Origin of the sequence: uncultured Sphingomonas sp. (assembly GCF_934560975.1) — a bacterium.
In the GTDB taxonomy this organism is placed as follows: Bacteria; Pseudomonadota; Alphaproteobacteria; order Sphingomonadales; family Sphingomonadaceae; genus Sphingomonas_I.
Genome location: NZ_CAKTFO010000001.1, coordinates 137,969 through 152,956, shown reverse-complemented (window position 1 = coordinate 152,956; position 14,988 = coordinate 137,969). Strand labels below are relative to the sequence as shown.

The 14,988-nt window shown below is 69.6% G+C and carries 13 protein-coding genes and 1 tRNA gene; 13 read left to right on the top strand and 1 reads right to left on the bottom strand.

Annotated elements, in window-relative coordinates; genetic code table 11:
* Positions 1 to 178: 178 nt before the first annotated feature.
* From Q0D93_RS00635 to Q0D93_RS00610, 6 genes are read left to right on the top strand one after another with little or no spacing between them, the layout of a single operon-like run.
* Positions 179 to 889, top strand: coding sequence for a response regulator transcription factor (locus Q0D93_RS00635; protein ID WP_294389903.1), 711 nt, complete (start codon positions 179 to 181; stop codon positions 887 to 889).
* Entirely contained in the window at positions 858 to 2,420 is a 1,563-nt protein-coding gene (locus Q0D93_RS00630) for an ATP-binding protein (RefSeq protein ID WP_294389900.1), read from the top strand. The genes Q0D93_RS00635 and Q0D93_RS00630 overlap by 32 nt, the downstream gene beginning before the upstream one ends.
* Positions 2,417 to 2,842 (top strand): HPr kinase/phosphatase C-terminal domain-containing protein, encoded by a 426-nt coding sequence (locus tag Q0D93_RS00625; RefSeq protein WP_294389898.1) that lies wholly within the window; start codon positions 2,417 to 2,419, stop codon positions 2,840 to 2,842. Before Q0D93_RS00630 ends, Q0D93_RS00625 begins: the two co-directional genes overlap by 4 nt.
* Positions 2,839 to 3,783: an RNase adapter RapZ gene (gene rapZ, locus Q0D93_RS00620; RefSeq protein WP_294389896.1), complete on the top strand. Its 945-nt coding sequence runs from the start codon at positions 2,839 to 2,841 to the stop codon at positions 3,781 to 3,783. Before Q0D93_RS00625 ends, rapZ begins: the two co-directional genes overlap by 4 nt.
* A complete protein-coding gene (locus Q0D93_RS00615; RefSeq protein WP_294389893.1) occupies positions 3,780 to 4,187 on the top strand; it encodes a PTS sugar transporter subunit IIA in 408 nt (135 codons plus the stop codon). Before rapZ ends, Q0D93_RS00615 begins: the two co-directional genes overlap by 4 nt.
* Positions 4,184 to 4,453, top strand: a complete 270-nt coding sequence (locus Q0D93_RS00610) for an HPr family phosphocarrier protein (RefSeq protein ID WP_294389890.1) — start codon at positions 4,184 to 4,186, stop codon at positions 4,451 to 4,453. Before Q0D93_RS00615 ends, Q0D93_RS00610 begins: the two co-directional genes overlap by 4 nt.
* A gap of 195 nt (positions 4,454 to 4,648) precedes the next feature.
* Here the strand turns inward: Q0D93_RS00610 and Q0D93_RS00605 are convergent, their stop codons facing one another.
* Positions 4,649 to 5,650, bottom strand: coding sequence for a M48 family metalloprotease (locus Q0D93_RS00605; RefSeq protein ID WP_294389885.1), 1,002 nt, complete (start codon positions 5,648 to 5,650; stop codon positions 4,649 to 4,651).
* A gap of 131 nt (positions 5,651 to 5,781) precedes the next feature.
* Between Q0D93_RS00605 and moaA the strand changes: the two genes are divergently transcribed.
* From moaA to Q0D93_RS00570, 7 genes are all read left to right on the top strand, one after another.
* Positions 5,782 to 6,807: a GTP 3',8-cyclase MoaA gene (moaA, locus tag Q0D93_RS00600; RefSeq protein ID WP_294389883.1), complete on the top strand. Its 1,026-nt coding sequence runs from the start codon at positions 5,782 to 5,784 to the stop codon at positions 6,805 to 6,807.
* The gene (locus Q0D93_RS00595; protein ID WP_294389879.1) at positions 6,804 to 7,580 is read left to right on the top strand and encodes an NAD kinase; all 777 of its coding nucleotides are present in this window, start codon (positions 6,804 to 6,806) and stop codon (positions 7,578 to 7,580) included. Before moaA ends, Q0D93_RS00595 begins: the two co-directional genes overlap by 4 nt.
* A 77-nt stretch (positions 7,581 to 7,657) precedes the next feature.
* Positions 7,658 to 7,732: transfer RNA gene (locus tag Q0D93_RS00590), tRNA-Asn, on the top strand.
* Between the two features lie 35 nt (positions 7,733 to 7,767).
* Positions 7,768 to 8,265 (top strand): RNA polymerase sigma factor, encoded by a 498-nt coding sequence (locus Q0D93_RS00585; RefSeq protein ID WP_294389875.1) that lies wholly within the window; start codon positions 7,768 to 7,770, stop codon positions 8,263 to 8,265.
* 36 nt (positions 8,266 to 8,301) lie between these two features.
* Positions 8,302 to 9,225 carry a FecR domain-containing protein gene (locus Q0D93_RS00580; RefSeq protein WP_294389873.1) on the top strand — a complete coding sequence of 308 codons (924 nt, stop codon included), beginning with the start codon at positions 8,302 to 8,304 and terminating at the stop codon, positions 9,223 to 9,225.
* A complete protein-coding gene (locus Q0D93_RS00575) occupies positions 9,222 to 11,639 on the top strand; it encodes a TonB-dependent receptor (RefSeq protein WP_294389870.1) in 2,418 nt (805 codons plus the stop codon). Before Q0D93_RS00580 ends, Q0D93_RS00575 begins: the two co-directional genes overlap by 4 nt.
* 97 nt (positions 11,640 to 11,736) lie before the next feature.
* Positions 11,737 to 14,919 carry an autotransporter domain-containing protein gene (locus Q0D93_RS00570; protein ID WP_294389867.1) on the top strand — a complete coding sequence of 1,061 codons (3,183 nt, stop codon included), beginning with the start codon at positions 11,737 to 11,739 and terminating at the stop codon, positions 14,917 to 14,919.
* Positions 14,920 to 14,988 lie beyond the last annotated feature (69 nt).

Below are 14,988 nucleotides of genomic sequence, written 5' to 3'. Positions count from 1 at the left end.
CCCTCACCGCCGCAACGTGCCCGACGCCTTACCCCGAAAGGGCCCGCGCCCGCTTGCCCCGCGCCGGCTTTGCGCACCGGCCCGCGCGGGAGATCGGCCGTCCGGCGCCGTAACGGTTGAGCATCGCCCCCCAAGGCGCTATCGGCGTCGCCCTTCCTGCCACGTGCAAGGGCCGAGAATGACCGCATCGATCGCGCTCGTCGACGACGACCGCAATATCCTGACATCGGTGTCGATCGCGCTTCAAACCGAAGGGTTCGCGGTTCGGGTCTATACCGACGGCGAAAGCGCGCTGAAGGCCTTGGCCGACAATCCCCCCGATCTGGCCGTGCTGGACATCAAGATGCCGCGCATGGACGGCATGGAGCTGCTGCGCCGCCTGCGCGAACGCGTGCCGGCGCTGCCCGCCATCTTCCTGACGTCCAAGGATGACGAATTGGACGAGGCGCTGGGGCTGGCGCTGGGGGCGGACGATTACATCACCAAGCCGTTCAGCCAGCGCCTGCTGATCGCCCGCATTCGCGCCATCCTGCGCCGGGTGGAGATGCGCGGCCGGCCCGAGGGCGAGGAGACCGGAACCCCCGCCGAGAAGATCGTGCGCGGCCGGCTGGAAATGGATCCGGCCCGCCACCGCGTCAGCTGGGGCGGGCGCGACGTCACCCTGACCGTGACCGAGTTCCTGATCCTGGAGGCGCTGGCCCAACGGCCGGGCTTCGTGAAATCGCGCGACCAGCTGATGGATACGGCCTATCAGGATGACGTCTATGTCGACGACCGCACCATCGACAGCCACATCAAGCGCCTCCGCCGCAAGTTCCGCGGGGTGGACTCCGACTTCAAAGCGATCGAGACGCTTTATGGCGTTGGTTACCGCTTTTCTGAGGAGTGACGCGGGCGAGGGCCGCATCGCCGGCCCGCTGACGCTCCGCGCCCGCATCTTGGCGGTCAACATCTTCGCTTTGATCGTGCTGGCGGGGGGCTTCTTCTATCTCGATTCCTACCGCACCCAGTTGATCCAGGAGCGGACCGACCGGATCGCGACGGAGAGCAAGCTGGCCGCCGCCGCGATGGCCGCCGCCCACGCGGACGAGTTGCAGGTGCTGCTCACCCGCCTGGGCCGGGCCAACGATACCCGCTTCCGTCTGTACCGGGACGGTGGCGCGCCGCTCGACAGCTGGACCGACAGCACGCCGACCTACACGTTGCGCGATCCGTCGGAGGAGCCGTGGCGGCGGCACGTCGCACGCGCCATGGACAAGGTGATCGACCGCGTGGTCGGCGCCGAGGTGCCGGAACCGTTCACCGAACCGGCGCGGGATCGTCTGGCCGCTTGGCCAGAGGCGGTTCGCGCGCAGCGGACCCGCGCCGTGCAGACCGCTATCCGTCGCGCGCCCGCCCGCACCCCCGTCATCTCGGCGGCGGTGCCGGTGCCCGGTCGCGGCGTGCTGCTGCTGACCAGCGACCAGCGCGACGTGATCCGCACGGTGCGCGCCGAACGCTTCTGGCTGGGGCTGGTGCTGCTCGGCACCAGCGCCATCTCCATCGCCCTGTCACTATGGCTCGCCCGCACCATCGCCCGTCCGCTCCGCCGGCTGGCACTGGCCGCCCACCGCGTCCGCCTTGGTCGCTCGCGTGAGGTGCAAGTCCCGCGCCTACCCTCCCGCCGCGACGAGATCGGCACGCTTGCCCGCGCGCTCAGCGACATGAGCCAGGCGCTGCGCCAGCGGATCGACGCGACCGAGGCCTTTGCGGCGGATGTCGCGCACGAGATGAAGAATCCGCTGGCTTCGCTCCGCTCCGCGATCGACAGCCTGGAACGGGTGACCGATCCGGAACTGCGCGAACGGCTGCTGGTGGTGATCCGCGACGATGTGCGACGGCTCGACCGGCTCATCACCGACGTGTCCGAAGCATCGCGGATGGACGCGGAACTGTCGCGCGCGCGGTTCGAATCGGTCGATGTGGGTCACATGATCGAACAGTTGGTGGAGGCCCGCGAGGCGCGCGGGCTGCCCCACGACATCCGCCTCGCCTTCGGTCGCCCGCATCGGGGCAGCGCGATGATCTTTGGCGATGGGCAGCGGCTGGCCCGCGCGATCGAAAACCTGATCGACAATGCCATCAGCTTCTCGCCGCCCGGTGGCCTCGTCCAGATCACGGCGACCCGCGACGGGCCGCAGGTGGTGCTGCGGGTGGAGGATGACGGGCCCGGCGTTCCTCCCGGCGAGCGCACCGCCATCTTCAACCGCTTCCATTCGATCCGGCCCGAGGGCGAGGTGTTCGGCCGCCATTCCGGCCTGGGCCTCGCCATCGCCAAAGCGATCGTGGAGGGGCATCAGGGCCATATCTCCGTGACCGACCGCCCCGGCGACGTGCGCGGCGCGCGCTTCGCCATCCGCCTGCCCGCCGCCGAGAAGTGAGCGAAACGCTGCACGCCACCTGTGTCGCAATTCGTGGGCGGGGCCTGCTGCTGACGGGGGCGTCCGGGTCCGGCAAGTCCGATCTGGCGCTGCGCCTGATCGATCGCGGCGCGATGCTGGTCGGGGACGATGGCGTGATCGTGGAGGCGCGTGGCGGCCAGCTCTTCGCCCGCTCCGGCCCGCATATCGAAGGGCGGATCGAGGTGCGCGGGCTCGGCATTGTTGCCCTGCCCTACGTGGAAGAGGCGCCTCTGGGCCTGTGCATCGCGCTGGACCAGCCGGTGCCGCGAATGCCCGACGAACCTCTTCCGGTGCGGATCATCGCCGGATTGCCGCTGCCGGTCCTCGCGCTCGATCCGTTCGAATCGTCCGCGCCGGTCAAGGTTGAGAAAGCATTGCTGCTCTATGGACTTACGGCATGAGCCAACCGCCCCGCATCCTGCTCGTCACCGGCCTGTCCGGCGCGGGCCGCACGACCGTCCTCAAGACGCTTGAGGATCTGGGGTGGGAGGCGGTGGACAATCTGCCGCTCGGCCTGCTCGACCGCCTCCTCTCCAGCCCTCCGGCGCAGGGCGCCCCGGACACGGAGCGGCCGCTGGCGATCGGCATCGACAGCCGCACGCGCGGCTTCGATGCGGACATGATCCTGCGCCGCATCGCGGGCCTCAGGAGCACGTCGGGCCAGGTGGCGGAGATCCTGTTCCTGGACGCCAGCGACGCGGTGCTCGCCACCCGGTTCTCCGCGACTCGGCGGCGTCATCCGCTGGCGCTGGACCGGGCGGCGGAGGTCGGCATCGCACTGGAACGTACGATGCTGATCCCGCTCCGCAATGCGGCGGACCACCTGATCGACACCAGCACAACCACCAGCAACGGCCTGCAGGCGGAGATTCGCGCGGCGTTCGGCGCCATCGCCGTCGCCCCGGAGCCGACGCTGACCGTCACGTCGTTCAGCTACAAGCGCGGGCTGCCGCGCGATGCCGACCTGGTGCTGGACGTGCGCTTCCTCCGCAACCCGTTCTGGGACGCGACGTTGCGCGCCGGCACGGGCCGCGACGTCGACGTGTCGGCCTATATCGTGGCGGACGAGGCCTATGCGTCGGCCATGGCCCAGATCGAGCAATTGCTGGTCACTCTGTTGCCGCGCTACCGCAACGAGGGAAAATCCTATGTGACCGTGGCCTTCGGCTGCACCGGCGGGCGCCATCGTTCGGTCCACGTGGCGGAACATATGGGAGAAAGGTTGCGCAAGGCCGGGTTTTCGCCCACCATCGCACATCGCGATCTGGTCGATCACAGGCCGGACGCGCGGGAAGGATCGCCGTCTGAGGGCAAGGACGCAGTCGTGGCGGTGAGGAAATGATCGGTCTGGTGCTGGTAACGCATGGCCAGCTTGCTGCGGAGTTCGTACGCGCAATGGAGCATGTGGTCGGGCCTCAACAGGGTATCGAGGCGATCTGCATCGGTCCCGACGATGACATGGAGGCGCGCCGTGCCGACATTGCGCGCGCCGTCGCCAAGGTCGAGCAGGGACGCGGCGTAATCGTGCTGACCGACCTGTTCGGCGGCACCCCCTCCAACCTGGCCATCTCCTTGATGGAACCGGGCCGGGTCGAGGTGATCGCCGGCGTCAACCTGCCGATGCTGATCCGGCTGGAAGGCGCGCGCAAGGTGATGAAGGTCCAGGCCGCCGTCGCCGCCGCGCGGGAGGCCGGGCGCAAATATATCTCCGTCGCATCCGAAGTGCTGGGGGCCGCCGCGGCATGACGGCGGAACGAACGGTGCTGATCACCAACAAGCGCGGGCTGCACGCGCGCGCGTCGGCCAAGTTCGTCACCCTGGCCGCCAGCCAGCCGGCCGAAATCGCGGTCGAAAAGGACGGCTCCAAGGTTGCCGGCACGTCCATCATGGGCCTGATGATGCTGGGCGCGGCGATGGGCGACAGCGTCACCATCAGCGCGCAGGGTGACGGCGCGGACGCCGCTTTGGTTGCGCTGTGCGGCCTGGTGGAAAACAAGTTCGGCGAGGATTGATCGCGCAGGCGCGAAGACTCCCGCACCTCCCCTCACGACTTCACTCCCTCCGGGCCGGACATCGCCGGGGAACCCATCGGCAAAGTTATAGCGATAAGCGTGCTCCGGCCGAGGCCGGAGCGTTGGCGGGCAGGGCTTCTACCAGGGTTCCGGCCTGCGCCGGAACGCAAGGGATTGATGCCGCGGGACCAGGCTCTACCCCGCCGCCACCAGCTTCACCAACATGCCCGGGCGGAGCGGCTGATCCTCCGTCAGCCCGTTCAGGGTCAGGAACCGCTCACGCTTCAGCTGCGGATAATTCATCCGCGCTGCCAGCGTGTCCACCGTGTCGCGGGTGCCGACCGTGACGATGCGGATCACCTTCTTCTCGTTGGTCGCGCCATAAGGCAGGCCATCCAGCATCCGCAGGAATGCGACGTCCTGTCCGGTCGCCCGATCAGGCTTGCCGGTGTCGGCGGCCAGACGCATCGCGCGCTCCACCCGCTCCGCGCCATTGGGGTGGGTCGAGGCCCAGGTGGGCAGCGACTGCGCCGACTTGCCGCTCGCTTGCGCCGACAAGGCGGTGGACGCATCCAGCTGATCCAGGATCTGCGCGGCGGCATAGGGATTGTAGCCCGCCGCCGTCATGTAGCGGATGCCGAGCGCGTCGGCCTCATATTCCTGCCCGCGCCCATATTTCAGCGTGTAGAGTTGCGCCCCAGTGCCCACCACGCGCGTCGCCAGGCTGCTGCCGGTCAGCGCGCCCGCTCCCGCCGCCAGGATCGACCCGATGGTCGCGCGCGTGTTGCGGCTGGTGGAGTGGCGTGCGGCGACATGGCCGACCTCGTGCCCCAGCACGGAGGCAAGCTCCGCCTCCGAATTCATCAGCGCCAGCAATTGCCGCGTGATGTAGATATAGCCGCCGGGGATGGCGAAGGCATTTTCCACCGGCGAGTTCAGCAGCGTGACGGTGAAGTCGCCCGACGCATTGGACAGGCCGGATTCGATCGCCACCCGCTTGCCGACCCGCTCCACGAAGGCCGTCTGCGGCCCCTTGTAGGCGCTGCCGAACTCGGCCGTCAGCTGCGGGTTGGCGGCCGCGCCCTGCTGCCGATCGGATTGCGAGATGGACCGGGCCGCCTGCGGGCTTTGCGCCTGCGCGAGGGACGAGGTCGATACGACCGCCGTCAGGAACAGGCCGGGCAGGATGCGCTTCATAGGTGTGTTTCCCCTTTTCTCCGGATTAATGGTGTCGCGCCTGACAGGTTCCGCAATCGCCACATGGTTCCCGCGCAAGTCTTGGCCGCGCCGCCCTTGTCGGGTGGCATCGGCGCGCCTAGCTATCAACCATGGCCGACGCTGCGCCTTTGCCCGGGGCCGGCACCCCACGGGGCTCCCTGATCGACGGTTTCGGCCGGCGGATCACCTATTTGCGCATCTCCGTCACCGACCGCTGCGACCTGCGCTGCCGCTATTGCATGGCGGAGGAAATGCGGTTCCTGCCTCCCAAGGCGCTGATGACGATCGACGAGATTGCGGAGATCGCCGACGCCTTCATCGCGCGCGGCGTGAACCGCATCCGACTGACGGGGGGCGAGCCGCTGGTGCGGCGCGGCGCGGTAGACCTTGCCCGGACGATCGGGCGCAATCTGGGCCATGGCCTGGACGAACTGACCCTGACCACCAACGGCACCCGCCTGGCGGATCAGGCCCACGCCCTGGTCGATGCCGGCGTGCGACGGGTCAATGTCAGCCTGGACAGCCGCGATCCCGAACGGTTCCGCCACATCACCCGTACCGGCGACCTGGCCCGCGTGCTGGACGGCATTGCCGCCGGTCGCGACGCGGGGCTCCGGATCAAGATCAACATGGTCGCGCTGAAAGGCCTGAACGAGGATGATATCGAGCCCATGCTGCGCTGGTGCGCGGCCGAGGGCCACGGCCTGACCCTGATCGAGACCATGCCGCTGGGCGACACGGGCGAGGACCGGACCGACCGCTACCTGCCGCTGGACGCCGTCCGCCAGCAGCTGGAACGCCGCTACACGCTGGTGCCGATTCCCGAGCGTACCGGCGGCCCGGCTCGTTACACACACGTCGCGGAACTGGACGCGAAACTGGGCTTCATCACCCCGCTCACCAACAATTTCTGCGCCGGCTGCAATCGCGTCCGGCTGACGGCGGAGGGGCATCTCTACCTCTGTTTAGGCCATGAGGATCGGATCGACCTGCGCGGTGCGCTGCGGGAAGGCGGGCGGGCGGCGCTGGACGATGCGCTCGACCGGGCGATGCTGGCCAAGCCCGAAGCCCATGCCTTCCGGATCGAGGCGGACCGTCCCGCCGTCGCCCGCCACATGAGCGTCACCGGCGGATGAGCGGCGAACGCAGGCTTGCCCTTGCCGCATCGCCCTCGCCCCAGGCGCAGGAGGCCGCGCAGGAGCTCAGGCGCCGCTACGAATGGGTGCCGGCGGCGGAGGCGGAGATCATGGTCGCGCTGGGCGGCGACGGCTTCCTGCTCCAGACGCTGCACGCCATGATGGACCGCCACCGCCCGCTGCCGATCTTCGGCATGAACCTGGGCACGGTCGGCTTCCTGATGAACAATTGGAGCGCCGACCTGCTGGAAAGCCGGCTGCTGGCCGCGCGCACGATCCGGGTCGCGCCGCTCCGGATGGAGGCGACCACGGTGGATGGCGTCAAACATGCGCTGTCCGCCATCAACGAAGTGTCGCTGCTGCGCGAAACGCGTCAGACGGCGTGGATCGAGGTCAGCGTCGACAAGCGCGTCGTGCTGCCCGAACTGGTGGCGGACGGCGTCCTGGTCGCCACCCCCGCCGGCTCCACCGCCTATAATTTCTCCGCGCACGGGCCGATCCTGCCGCTAGATTCGAACCTGATGGCGCTGACCCCGATCAGCCCGTTCCGCCCGCGCCGCTGGCGGGGTGCGATCCTGCCCGATCGCACCTGCATCCGCTTTCAGGTGCTCGATCCCGTGAAGCGCCCGGTGTCCGCCGTCGCCGACCAGCGCGAGGTGCGCGATGTCGCCAGCGTGGAGGTGACGGTGGACCGTGGCAGCCCGCTGACTTTGATGTTCGACCCGGAACATGCGCTGGACGATCGCATCGCCGCCGAACAATTTGCGATATAAATGCGCATGTAACGGCTTGCCACGCGCGTTTGTGATGGTATAGGCCCGCGCCATCGCAAGGCTTCTTCGGCCTTCGTTCCCCGGTAGCTCAGCGGTAGAGCATCCGACTGTTAATCGGACGGTCGCTGGTTCGAATCCGGCCCGGGGAGCCATCATCGCCTGCACGCCGCAGGCGCCCAGGGCGGGCATGGAGCAGAGCGGGCTAGAAGCCGTCTTCCTCGCAAACCGTGAGGCGCTGGTGCGCTTCCTCCGCGCCCAGGGCGCGGGCGATGCGGTGGAGGATCTGCTTCAGGAATTATGGCTGAAGCTGCGCGGGGCGAATACCGGCCCGGTCGCCGCCCCGCTCCCCTATCTCTACCGCGCCGCCAACAACCTCATGCTCGATCGCTATCGTGCCGCACGCCAGGCGACACAGCGCGACACGGACTGGAGCGAGATGGCGGCCGATGCCGCGCCGGGCGTCGATCGGGCCGTGATCGCGCGGCAGCAGGTCGCCATGGTCGAACAGGCGCTCGACTCGGTCGGCGAGCGTGCCGCCGCCATTTTCCGCCGCCACCGCATTGACGGCATTGCCCAGCGCCGCATCGCCGCCGACATGGGGATCAGCCTCAGCACGGTCGAGAGCGACCTGCGCAAGGCCTATGCCGCCTTGGTCGCGCTGCGGAGGTCTTTCGATGAGGCGTGATCCCGTCGGCTCCGTCTTGGGCATGAGGAGCCTGTTATGCCGCAACCTTTGACCGAGCTGGACCATGCGGCAATCGGCTGGATCGTGCGCACGGGCGATCCTGACTTTGCCGATTGGGAAGACTTCACCGCCTGGCTGGAAGCCGACCCGGCCCATGCGGAGCGCTATCACGCGCTGAGCGTGGATGCCGACGCGATGGCCCGCATGCTGCCGCCGCGCCCTCTGCCGGTTCCAGCACCGGAACGCCGGCCCGACCGGCGGCGCTGGCTGGCCGGGGCAGTGGCGGCGGCGCTGGTGGGTGTCGTCGGCTGGCATGCTTACGACTCGCGCGCGCAGCCCTTCACCATCGAGACCGCGCCCGGGCAGACCCGCAACATTTCCCTGGCGGACGGCAGCAGCATCACCCTCAATGGTGCCACGCGAATCGTCCTCGACCGCCACGACCACCGCACCGCGACGCTGCAGCAGGGCGAGGCCGTGTTCGCGATCCGGCACGACGTCGCGCACCCCTTCGTCGTGCAGGCCGGCCGCAACCGGCTGGTGGACATCGGCACGCGTTTCAGCGTGGTGCGCGCGGACGGCGACCTGCGCGTCGCCGTGGCGGAGGGCGCGGTCCTGTATGATCCGGACGGCGAAAAGGTCCGGATCGATCCCGGCCATGCGCTTTGGGCCGGCGACGATGCCGGCCGCTATCGCCTGACCGCCATCGATCCCGCCACTGTCGGCGGCTGGCGATCGGGCCGGCTGGATTATGACGGCGCGCGGCTGGGCGACGTGGCGGCGGACATCGGGCGCGCGACCGGCCTGCCGCTGACCGTCGCGCCCGGCATTGCCGACCGGCCGTTCCAGGGCACGATCCTGCTCGATGGGCTGGCGCGCGATCCCGCCCGGCTCGGCCCCCTGCTCGACCTGCGCATCACCAGGACGGGGGACCATTGGGAGTTGAGCGCCCGGTCGTGAACGCGCGCTGGACAATCGGCGCGGGGCTGCTGCTGGCCGCGCCCCTCCCGGCGACCGTGCCGACCGTGGACCTGCCAGCCGGCAAGCTGGGGGCGGCGGTGACCGCGCTCGGCCGCCAGACCGGCACCAGCATCAGCGTGGAGGGTGCGGCCATCTGGTCGCGCCCCGTCCCGGCGCTGCGTGGGCGCCTTACCGCGCGCCAGGCGCTGCAACGGCTCGCGACGATCAGCGGCGCGGAGGTGCGCGCCGCCGGACCCGGTGCGTGGCGGCTGGTGACCGCGCGGCCCCACGCCCCGCCGCCCGCCAGACCCCCGCACGCTTCCCTCCCCACCGAGGCGGACGACACGCCGCTGGAGATCGTCGTCACCGCCACCAAGCGGGAGGTGCCGTTGCGCGATTATGCCGGGCTCGCCTCCTTCCTCGGCGGCAGCGACCTGTCGCTGGGCGGGGTGAGCGGCACGGATGCGATCCTGGCGCGGCTGGCGACCGTGTCCTCCACCCATCTCGGCGCGGGCCGCAACAAGCTGTTCATTCGCGGCATCGCGGATTCCAGCTTCACCGGGCCGACCCAGGCGACGGTGGGCCAGTATCTGGGCGACCTGCGCCTCAGCTACAACGCGCCCGACCCCGATCTGCGGCTCTACGACATGGCGGCGGTGGAGGTGCTGGAAGGGCCGCAGGGGACGCTCTACGGCGCGGGCTCGCTCGGCGGGATCATCCGGGTGACGCCCAATGCCCCCGCCACGGGCGCGATCGCGGGCACCATCGCCAGCGGCGTCTCGGCCACGCAGCATGGCGATCCCGGCGCCGACCTGGCCGCGATGCTCAACCTGCCGCTGGACCATGACCGCGCCGGCCTGCGCGTCACCGGCTACGGCGTGACGGATGGTGGCTACATCGACAATCCGGTGCGCGGAAAGCGCGACATCAACCGCACGGACGTCTGGGGCGGCCGCGCCACCCTGCGGCTGGTGGCCGGCGACGGATGGACGGTGGATCTCGGTCTGGTCGGCCAGCGGACGCATGGCCGCGACAGCCAATATGCCGACAATGGCGAACGGCCGCTCACCCGCGCCAGCCCGATCGATCAGGGGTTCGACGCGGATTACACGCTCGGCCATGTCGTGATCGCCAAGGATTGGAGCGACATGCACCTGCGCTCCACGACGGGCTATATTCGCCAGACCCTGACCGAAACCTACGACGCCACCGTGCCGGCGGGCGGCATCGCGGCCGGCGCGGGCTTCAACGGCATCTTCGCCGCCACGCCCTTGGTCGCGCGCGCGATCTCCGACGGGCAGCCGCAGAGCTTCGTGCAGCGCAACCGCACGCGCCTGTTCGCGCACGAAACCCGCCTGTGGCGCACATCGGAGGGAGGAATCGGCTGGCTGCTCGGCGGCAGCATCACCTCCAATCGCACCCGCCTCGGCCGCACCGTGGGCGCGCCCGATACGCCCCTGCCCATTACCGGCGTCGCCAATCGCATCGCCGAAGGCACCGTCTATGGCGAGGCCAGCGCCCGCCCGGTCGCCGGGTTGACCGTCACCGCCGGCGCACGGGTCACGCACTCCCGCCTGTCGGGCGAGGGCGAGGATGTAGCGCCGCTGATTGCCGCCGCGCGCCGGGCGGTTGCCGCCGATCGCACCGTCACCACCCTGCTGCCGTCCGGCTCGATCAGCGCCGCCGTGCTGCCGCGCCTGACCCTGTTCGCCCGCTATCAGGAAGGTTTCCGCCCCGGCGGGCTCGCGATCGAAAGCGATTTCGTCCGCCGCTTCGACAGCGACCATGTGGCGACCCTGGAAAGCGGCCTGCGGATCGGCCAGCCGGGCGAGCGGCTGGACCTTGCCGCCAGCATCTCGCACACGCGCTGGCGCGACATCCAGGCCGACTTCATCGACGGTTCCGGCCTGCCCAGCACCGCCAATATCGGGGATGGCCGGATCTGGACCGTCACCGCCACCGGCGGCTGGCGACCGATCCCCGCCTTGCGCCTGGAACTGTCCGGCACGGTCAATGACAGCCGGGTGCTGAGCCCCTCGCCCGCTTTCTCCGTGGCGCTGACGCGGAGGAGCCGCGTGCCCAATGTCGCGCGCTTCGCGGGGCGGGCCGGGTTCGACTGGCAGCAACCGCTTGCAAACGACCTGTCGCTGCGGGTGACGGGCTGGGCCCGCTATGTCGGCCGGTCACGGCTGGGCGTGGGCCCGGTGCTGGGCGAGGAACAGGGCGATTATCTCGACACGGCCGTGATCGCGCGCCTGGGCACTCCGGGCCTGGGCGTCACCGCGACCCTGACCAATCTGACCGACAGCATCGGCAACCGCTTCGCGCTCGGCACGCCCTTCGCGATCGGCGCGCGCCAGATTACGCCGCTGCGCCCGCGCACATTGCGCATCGGGATCGACGCCGCATTCTGAAAAAGTTCCGGGTGACCCCAAGGTTTTTTGCGCGCGGCATCGTCTCCTGATCCGAAGGGCTGCGGCAGCGATCGCAGGCCCCACAAAAGGGATCAGAATGCGTCGCCTGCTCGCTTCCACCTGCCTCTTCGCGCTGTTCGCCCCGCTGCACGCCGAAACCACGGTCACGACCAAGCGCACCGATACGGTCCGTACCGCGACGATCAAGTCGGGCGCGGCGGACGACCTGCGCATCACCGGCGATGGTTCGCTCACCCCCAACGGCGGCACCGCCGTCACGCTGGACAGCAGCAACAAGGTGACCAACGAAGGCACGATCCAGATCACCAATGCCGATTTCGCCGCCGGCATCGTGGCCACGTCGGGCAGCGGCGCGATCGCCAACAGCGGCAAGATCATCCTGGACGAAACCTATGCGCCGACCGACACCGACAAGGATGGCGACCTGGACGGCCCGTTCGCGGTCGGCCGGGGCCGTGTCGGCATCCGCACCGCCGGCGCCTTCAGCGGCACGATCGCGAACAGCGGCACCGTTACGGTCGAGGGCAACGATTCCACCGGTGTCCTGCTCGGCGGCAAGCTGACCGGCGCTTTCACCCATGACGGCACCACGGGCGTCACCGGCGATCGCGCGGTCGGCGTTCAGCTGGGCGCGGTGGACGGCAATGTCCGCCTGGCCGGCGCGATCAGCGCGAACGGGCTGTCCGCGTCCGCCGCCCGCCTTGATGGCGACATCAACGGGGCCGTGGTGGTGCAGGGCAAGCTGTCCGCCACCGGCTATCGCGCGACCACCGGCGCTGACGCATCCAAGCTGGACGCGGACGACCTGCTCCAGGGCGGGCCGACCCTGTCGGTTGCCGGCAACGTGTCCGGCGGCATCGTCTTCGCGGTCCCGCCCAAGGATGCCAGCGCCACCGACAATGACGAGGACAAGGACGGGATCGAGGACGCCAAGGAGGGTTCGGCCGAAGTCACCGCCTTCGGCGCGGCGCCCGCCGTCCAGATCGGGACTGCGGGCCGTGCGGTGGCGATAGGCGCCGTCGTCAATACCGGCACCGGCTTCGGCGTGGTCGTGGACGGCACGATCGTGAGCGCGGGCGTCTATGCCAATGTCGACGGTACCGGCATGAAGGTCGGCGGGCTCGGCGGCGCGGTGACGATCGCAGGCGGGATCGGGATCAATGGCAGCGTCGGCGCCACCAGCCAGCGCAACGCCACCGCACTCCAGATCGGCACCGGCGCCAGCGTCCCGGAGGTCCGGGTCGCCGGCACGGTCTCGGCCACCGGCGGCAGCGGATCGGGCGCGGTCGCCACCGCCATTCTGGTGGATGGCGGAGCCAACGTCACCACCATCCGCAATTCCGGCACGATCAAGGCGACGGCGGGCGGCAACGACGCCAGCGCCCTGGCCATCGCCGATCGCGCGGGCACCGTCACCCTGGTCGGAAATAGCGGCACGATCAGCGCCAGCGGCGCGCTTGCGGCTTCGGACCGCAACGTGGCGCTGGACCTGTCCAACAATGGCAACGGAGTCACCGTGCGCCAGACGGTGGTCGCATCCGGCACCGCGCCCGCCATCACCGGCGACATCCGCTTCGGTGGCGGATCGGACGTGCTGGACGTGGCGGACGGCACGGTTCAGGGCAAAACCAGCTTCGGTGCGGGCGCCAACCGCCTGACGCTGAGCGGCGACGCGGCCTATTCCGGCACCGCCAGCTTCGGCGCAGGCAATGATGCGGTGTCGCTTGCCGGCAGTTCGACGTTCGATGGCGCGTTCGATTTCGGCAGCGGCGCGGATACGCTGACGCTGGCGGGAACGGCACGGGTGTCCGCCAGCTTCGCCAATGCCCGCGGCCTCGCCGTGGCGGTGAATGGCGGCACGCTGAACGTCGCCAGGGGCGCGGCGGTCGGATCGCTCTCGGTCGCACAGGGCGGCGTGCTGGGCGTGACGCTCGACAAGTCGGCCGGCGCGGGCACGCTGATCGACGTGGCCGGCACCGCATCCTTCGCGGCCGGCAGCGAGCTCGCCATCACGCTCGCCAACCTGACCAACGCGGAGGGTCGCTATGTGGTGCTGCGCGCCGGCACGCTGACCGGCGCCGGCAATCTCGCATCGGACAGCGCGCTGCTGCCTTTCGTCTACAAGGGCAATGTATCGGCCAGCGGCACCGAGCTGGCGGTGGACATCGCGCGCAAGTCGACGGCCGAACTGGGCCTCAACCGCTCGCAGGCCACCGCCTTCAACGCCGTCTATGCCGCATTGGGCGCGGACCAGAAGGTCGCGACCGCCCTGCTCGGCCAGACCGATGGCGACAATTTCCGCAAGTCGCTGCGCCAGATGCTGCCCGACCATGCCGGCGGCACGTTCGAGGAGGTGACGATGGGTTCGCGCGCCTTCGCCCGCATCCTCGCAGACCCCAGCGCACCCTTCAAGGACGAGGGCAAGTGGGGCTATTGGATCAGCCAGGCGGCATGGGGCACCAGCAAGAGCCTGGACGACACCGCCTCCTACGACGTCACCGGCTGGGGCCTGACCGGCGGTGCGGAGATCAAGACCGGCCTCGGCAATTTCGGCGCATCGTTCGGCTATCTCTGGAGTCGCGATGCCGATGGCAGCACCGCCAACGAAGTCAGCGCCAACCAATATGAGCTGGCGGGCTATTGGCGCGGGGTGTGGGACGGGTTGCAGACCTATGCCCGCGTGTCCGGCGCCAGGATCACCTTCGACGGTGACCGGCGCTTCAGCGGCAAGGCGGGCAACGAGACGCTGGCGCTCAATGCCAATACGGGCTGGGACGGCACCTTGTGGTCGGCTGCCGGCGGCGCATCCTACGAATTCTATTCCGGCAACTTCACGCTGCGGCCGATCGTGGCGGTGGATTATTACCGGCTGAAGGAGGACGGCCATGCCGAAAGCGGCGGCGGCCGGGCGTTCGACCTGATCGTGGCATCGCGCACCAGCGACGAACTGGCCGTGACCGGCAGCGTCGCGGCCGGGCTGGAAATCGGCGGCACTGATGCCGACAGCGGCTGGTTCCGGGTCGAACTGGAAGGCGGGCGGCGGCAGGTGGCGGGTGGATCGCTCGGCAACACGGTCGCGCGCTTCGATGGCGGCGAAAGCTTCACCCTGGTGCCGGAGGATCGCACCAGCGGCTGGGTCGGCAAGCTGCGCGCGGTGGGCGGCAATTCCGGCTTCCGCGTCGGCGGGGAGGCGAATGTCGAACAGCAACAGGGCCGCGCCGCCTTGTCCCTCCGCGCGACGCTCCAGCTCGGGCTGTAGCGCCGCTCGGCCATCGGCGGTGCCGCCTGATTCCTTGCTACCCCCATGGGGATCGGGTTAGGCATCGCC

Coding starts and splice junctions, on each gene's coding strand:
- Q0D93_RS00635 (WP_294389903.1), top strand. CDS start 179: ATGACCGCATCGATCGCGCTCGTCGACGACGACCGCAATATCCTGACA.
- Q0D93_RS00630 (WP_294389900.1), top strand. CDS start 858: ATGGCGTTGGTTACCGCTTTTCTGAGGAGTGACGCGGGCGAGGGCCGC.
- rapZ (WP_294389896.1), top strand. CDS start 2,839: ATGAGCCAACCGCCCCGCATCCTGCTCGTCACCGGCCTGTCCGGCGCG.
- Q0D93_RS00615 (WP_294389893.1), top strand. CDS start 3,780: ATGATCGGTCTGGTGCTGGTAACGCATGGCCAGCTTGCTGCGGAGTTC.
- Q0D93_RS00610 (WP_294389890.1), top strand. CDS start 4,184: ATGACGGCGGAACGAACGGTGCTGATCACCAACAAGCGCGGGCTGCAC.
- Q0D93_RS00605 (WP_294389885.1), bottom strand. CDS start 5,650: ATGAAGCGCATCCTGCCCGGCCTGTTCCTGACGGCGGTCGTATCGACC.
- moaA (WP_294389883.1), top strand. CDS start 5,782: ATGGCCGACGCTGCGCCTTTGCCCGGGGCCGGCACCCCACGGGGCTCC.
- Q0D93_RS00595 (WP_294389879.1), top strand. CDS start 6,804: ATGAGCGGCGAACGCAGGCTTGCCCTTGCCGCATCGCCCTCGCCCCAG.
- Q0D93_RS00585 (WP_294389875.1), top strand. CDS start 7,768: ATGGAGCAGAGCGGGCTAGAAGCCGTCTTCCTCGCAAACCGTGAGGCG.
- Q0D93_RS00580 (WP_294389873.1), top strand. CDS start 8,302: ATGCCGCAACCTTTGACCGAGCTGGACCATGCGGCAATCGGCTGGATC.
- Q0D93_RS00570 (WP_294389867.1), top strand. CDS start 11,737: ATGCGTCGCCTGCTCGCTTCCACCTGCCTCTTCGCGCTGTTCGCCCCG.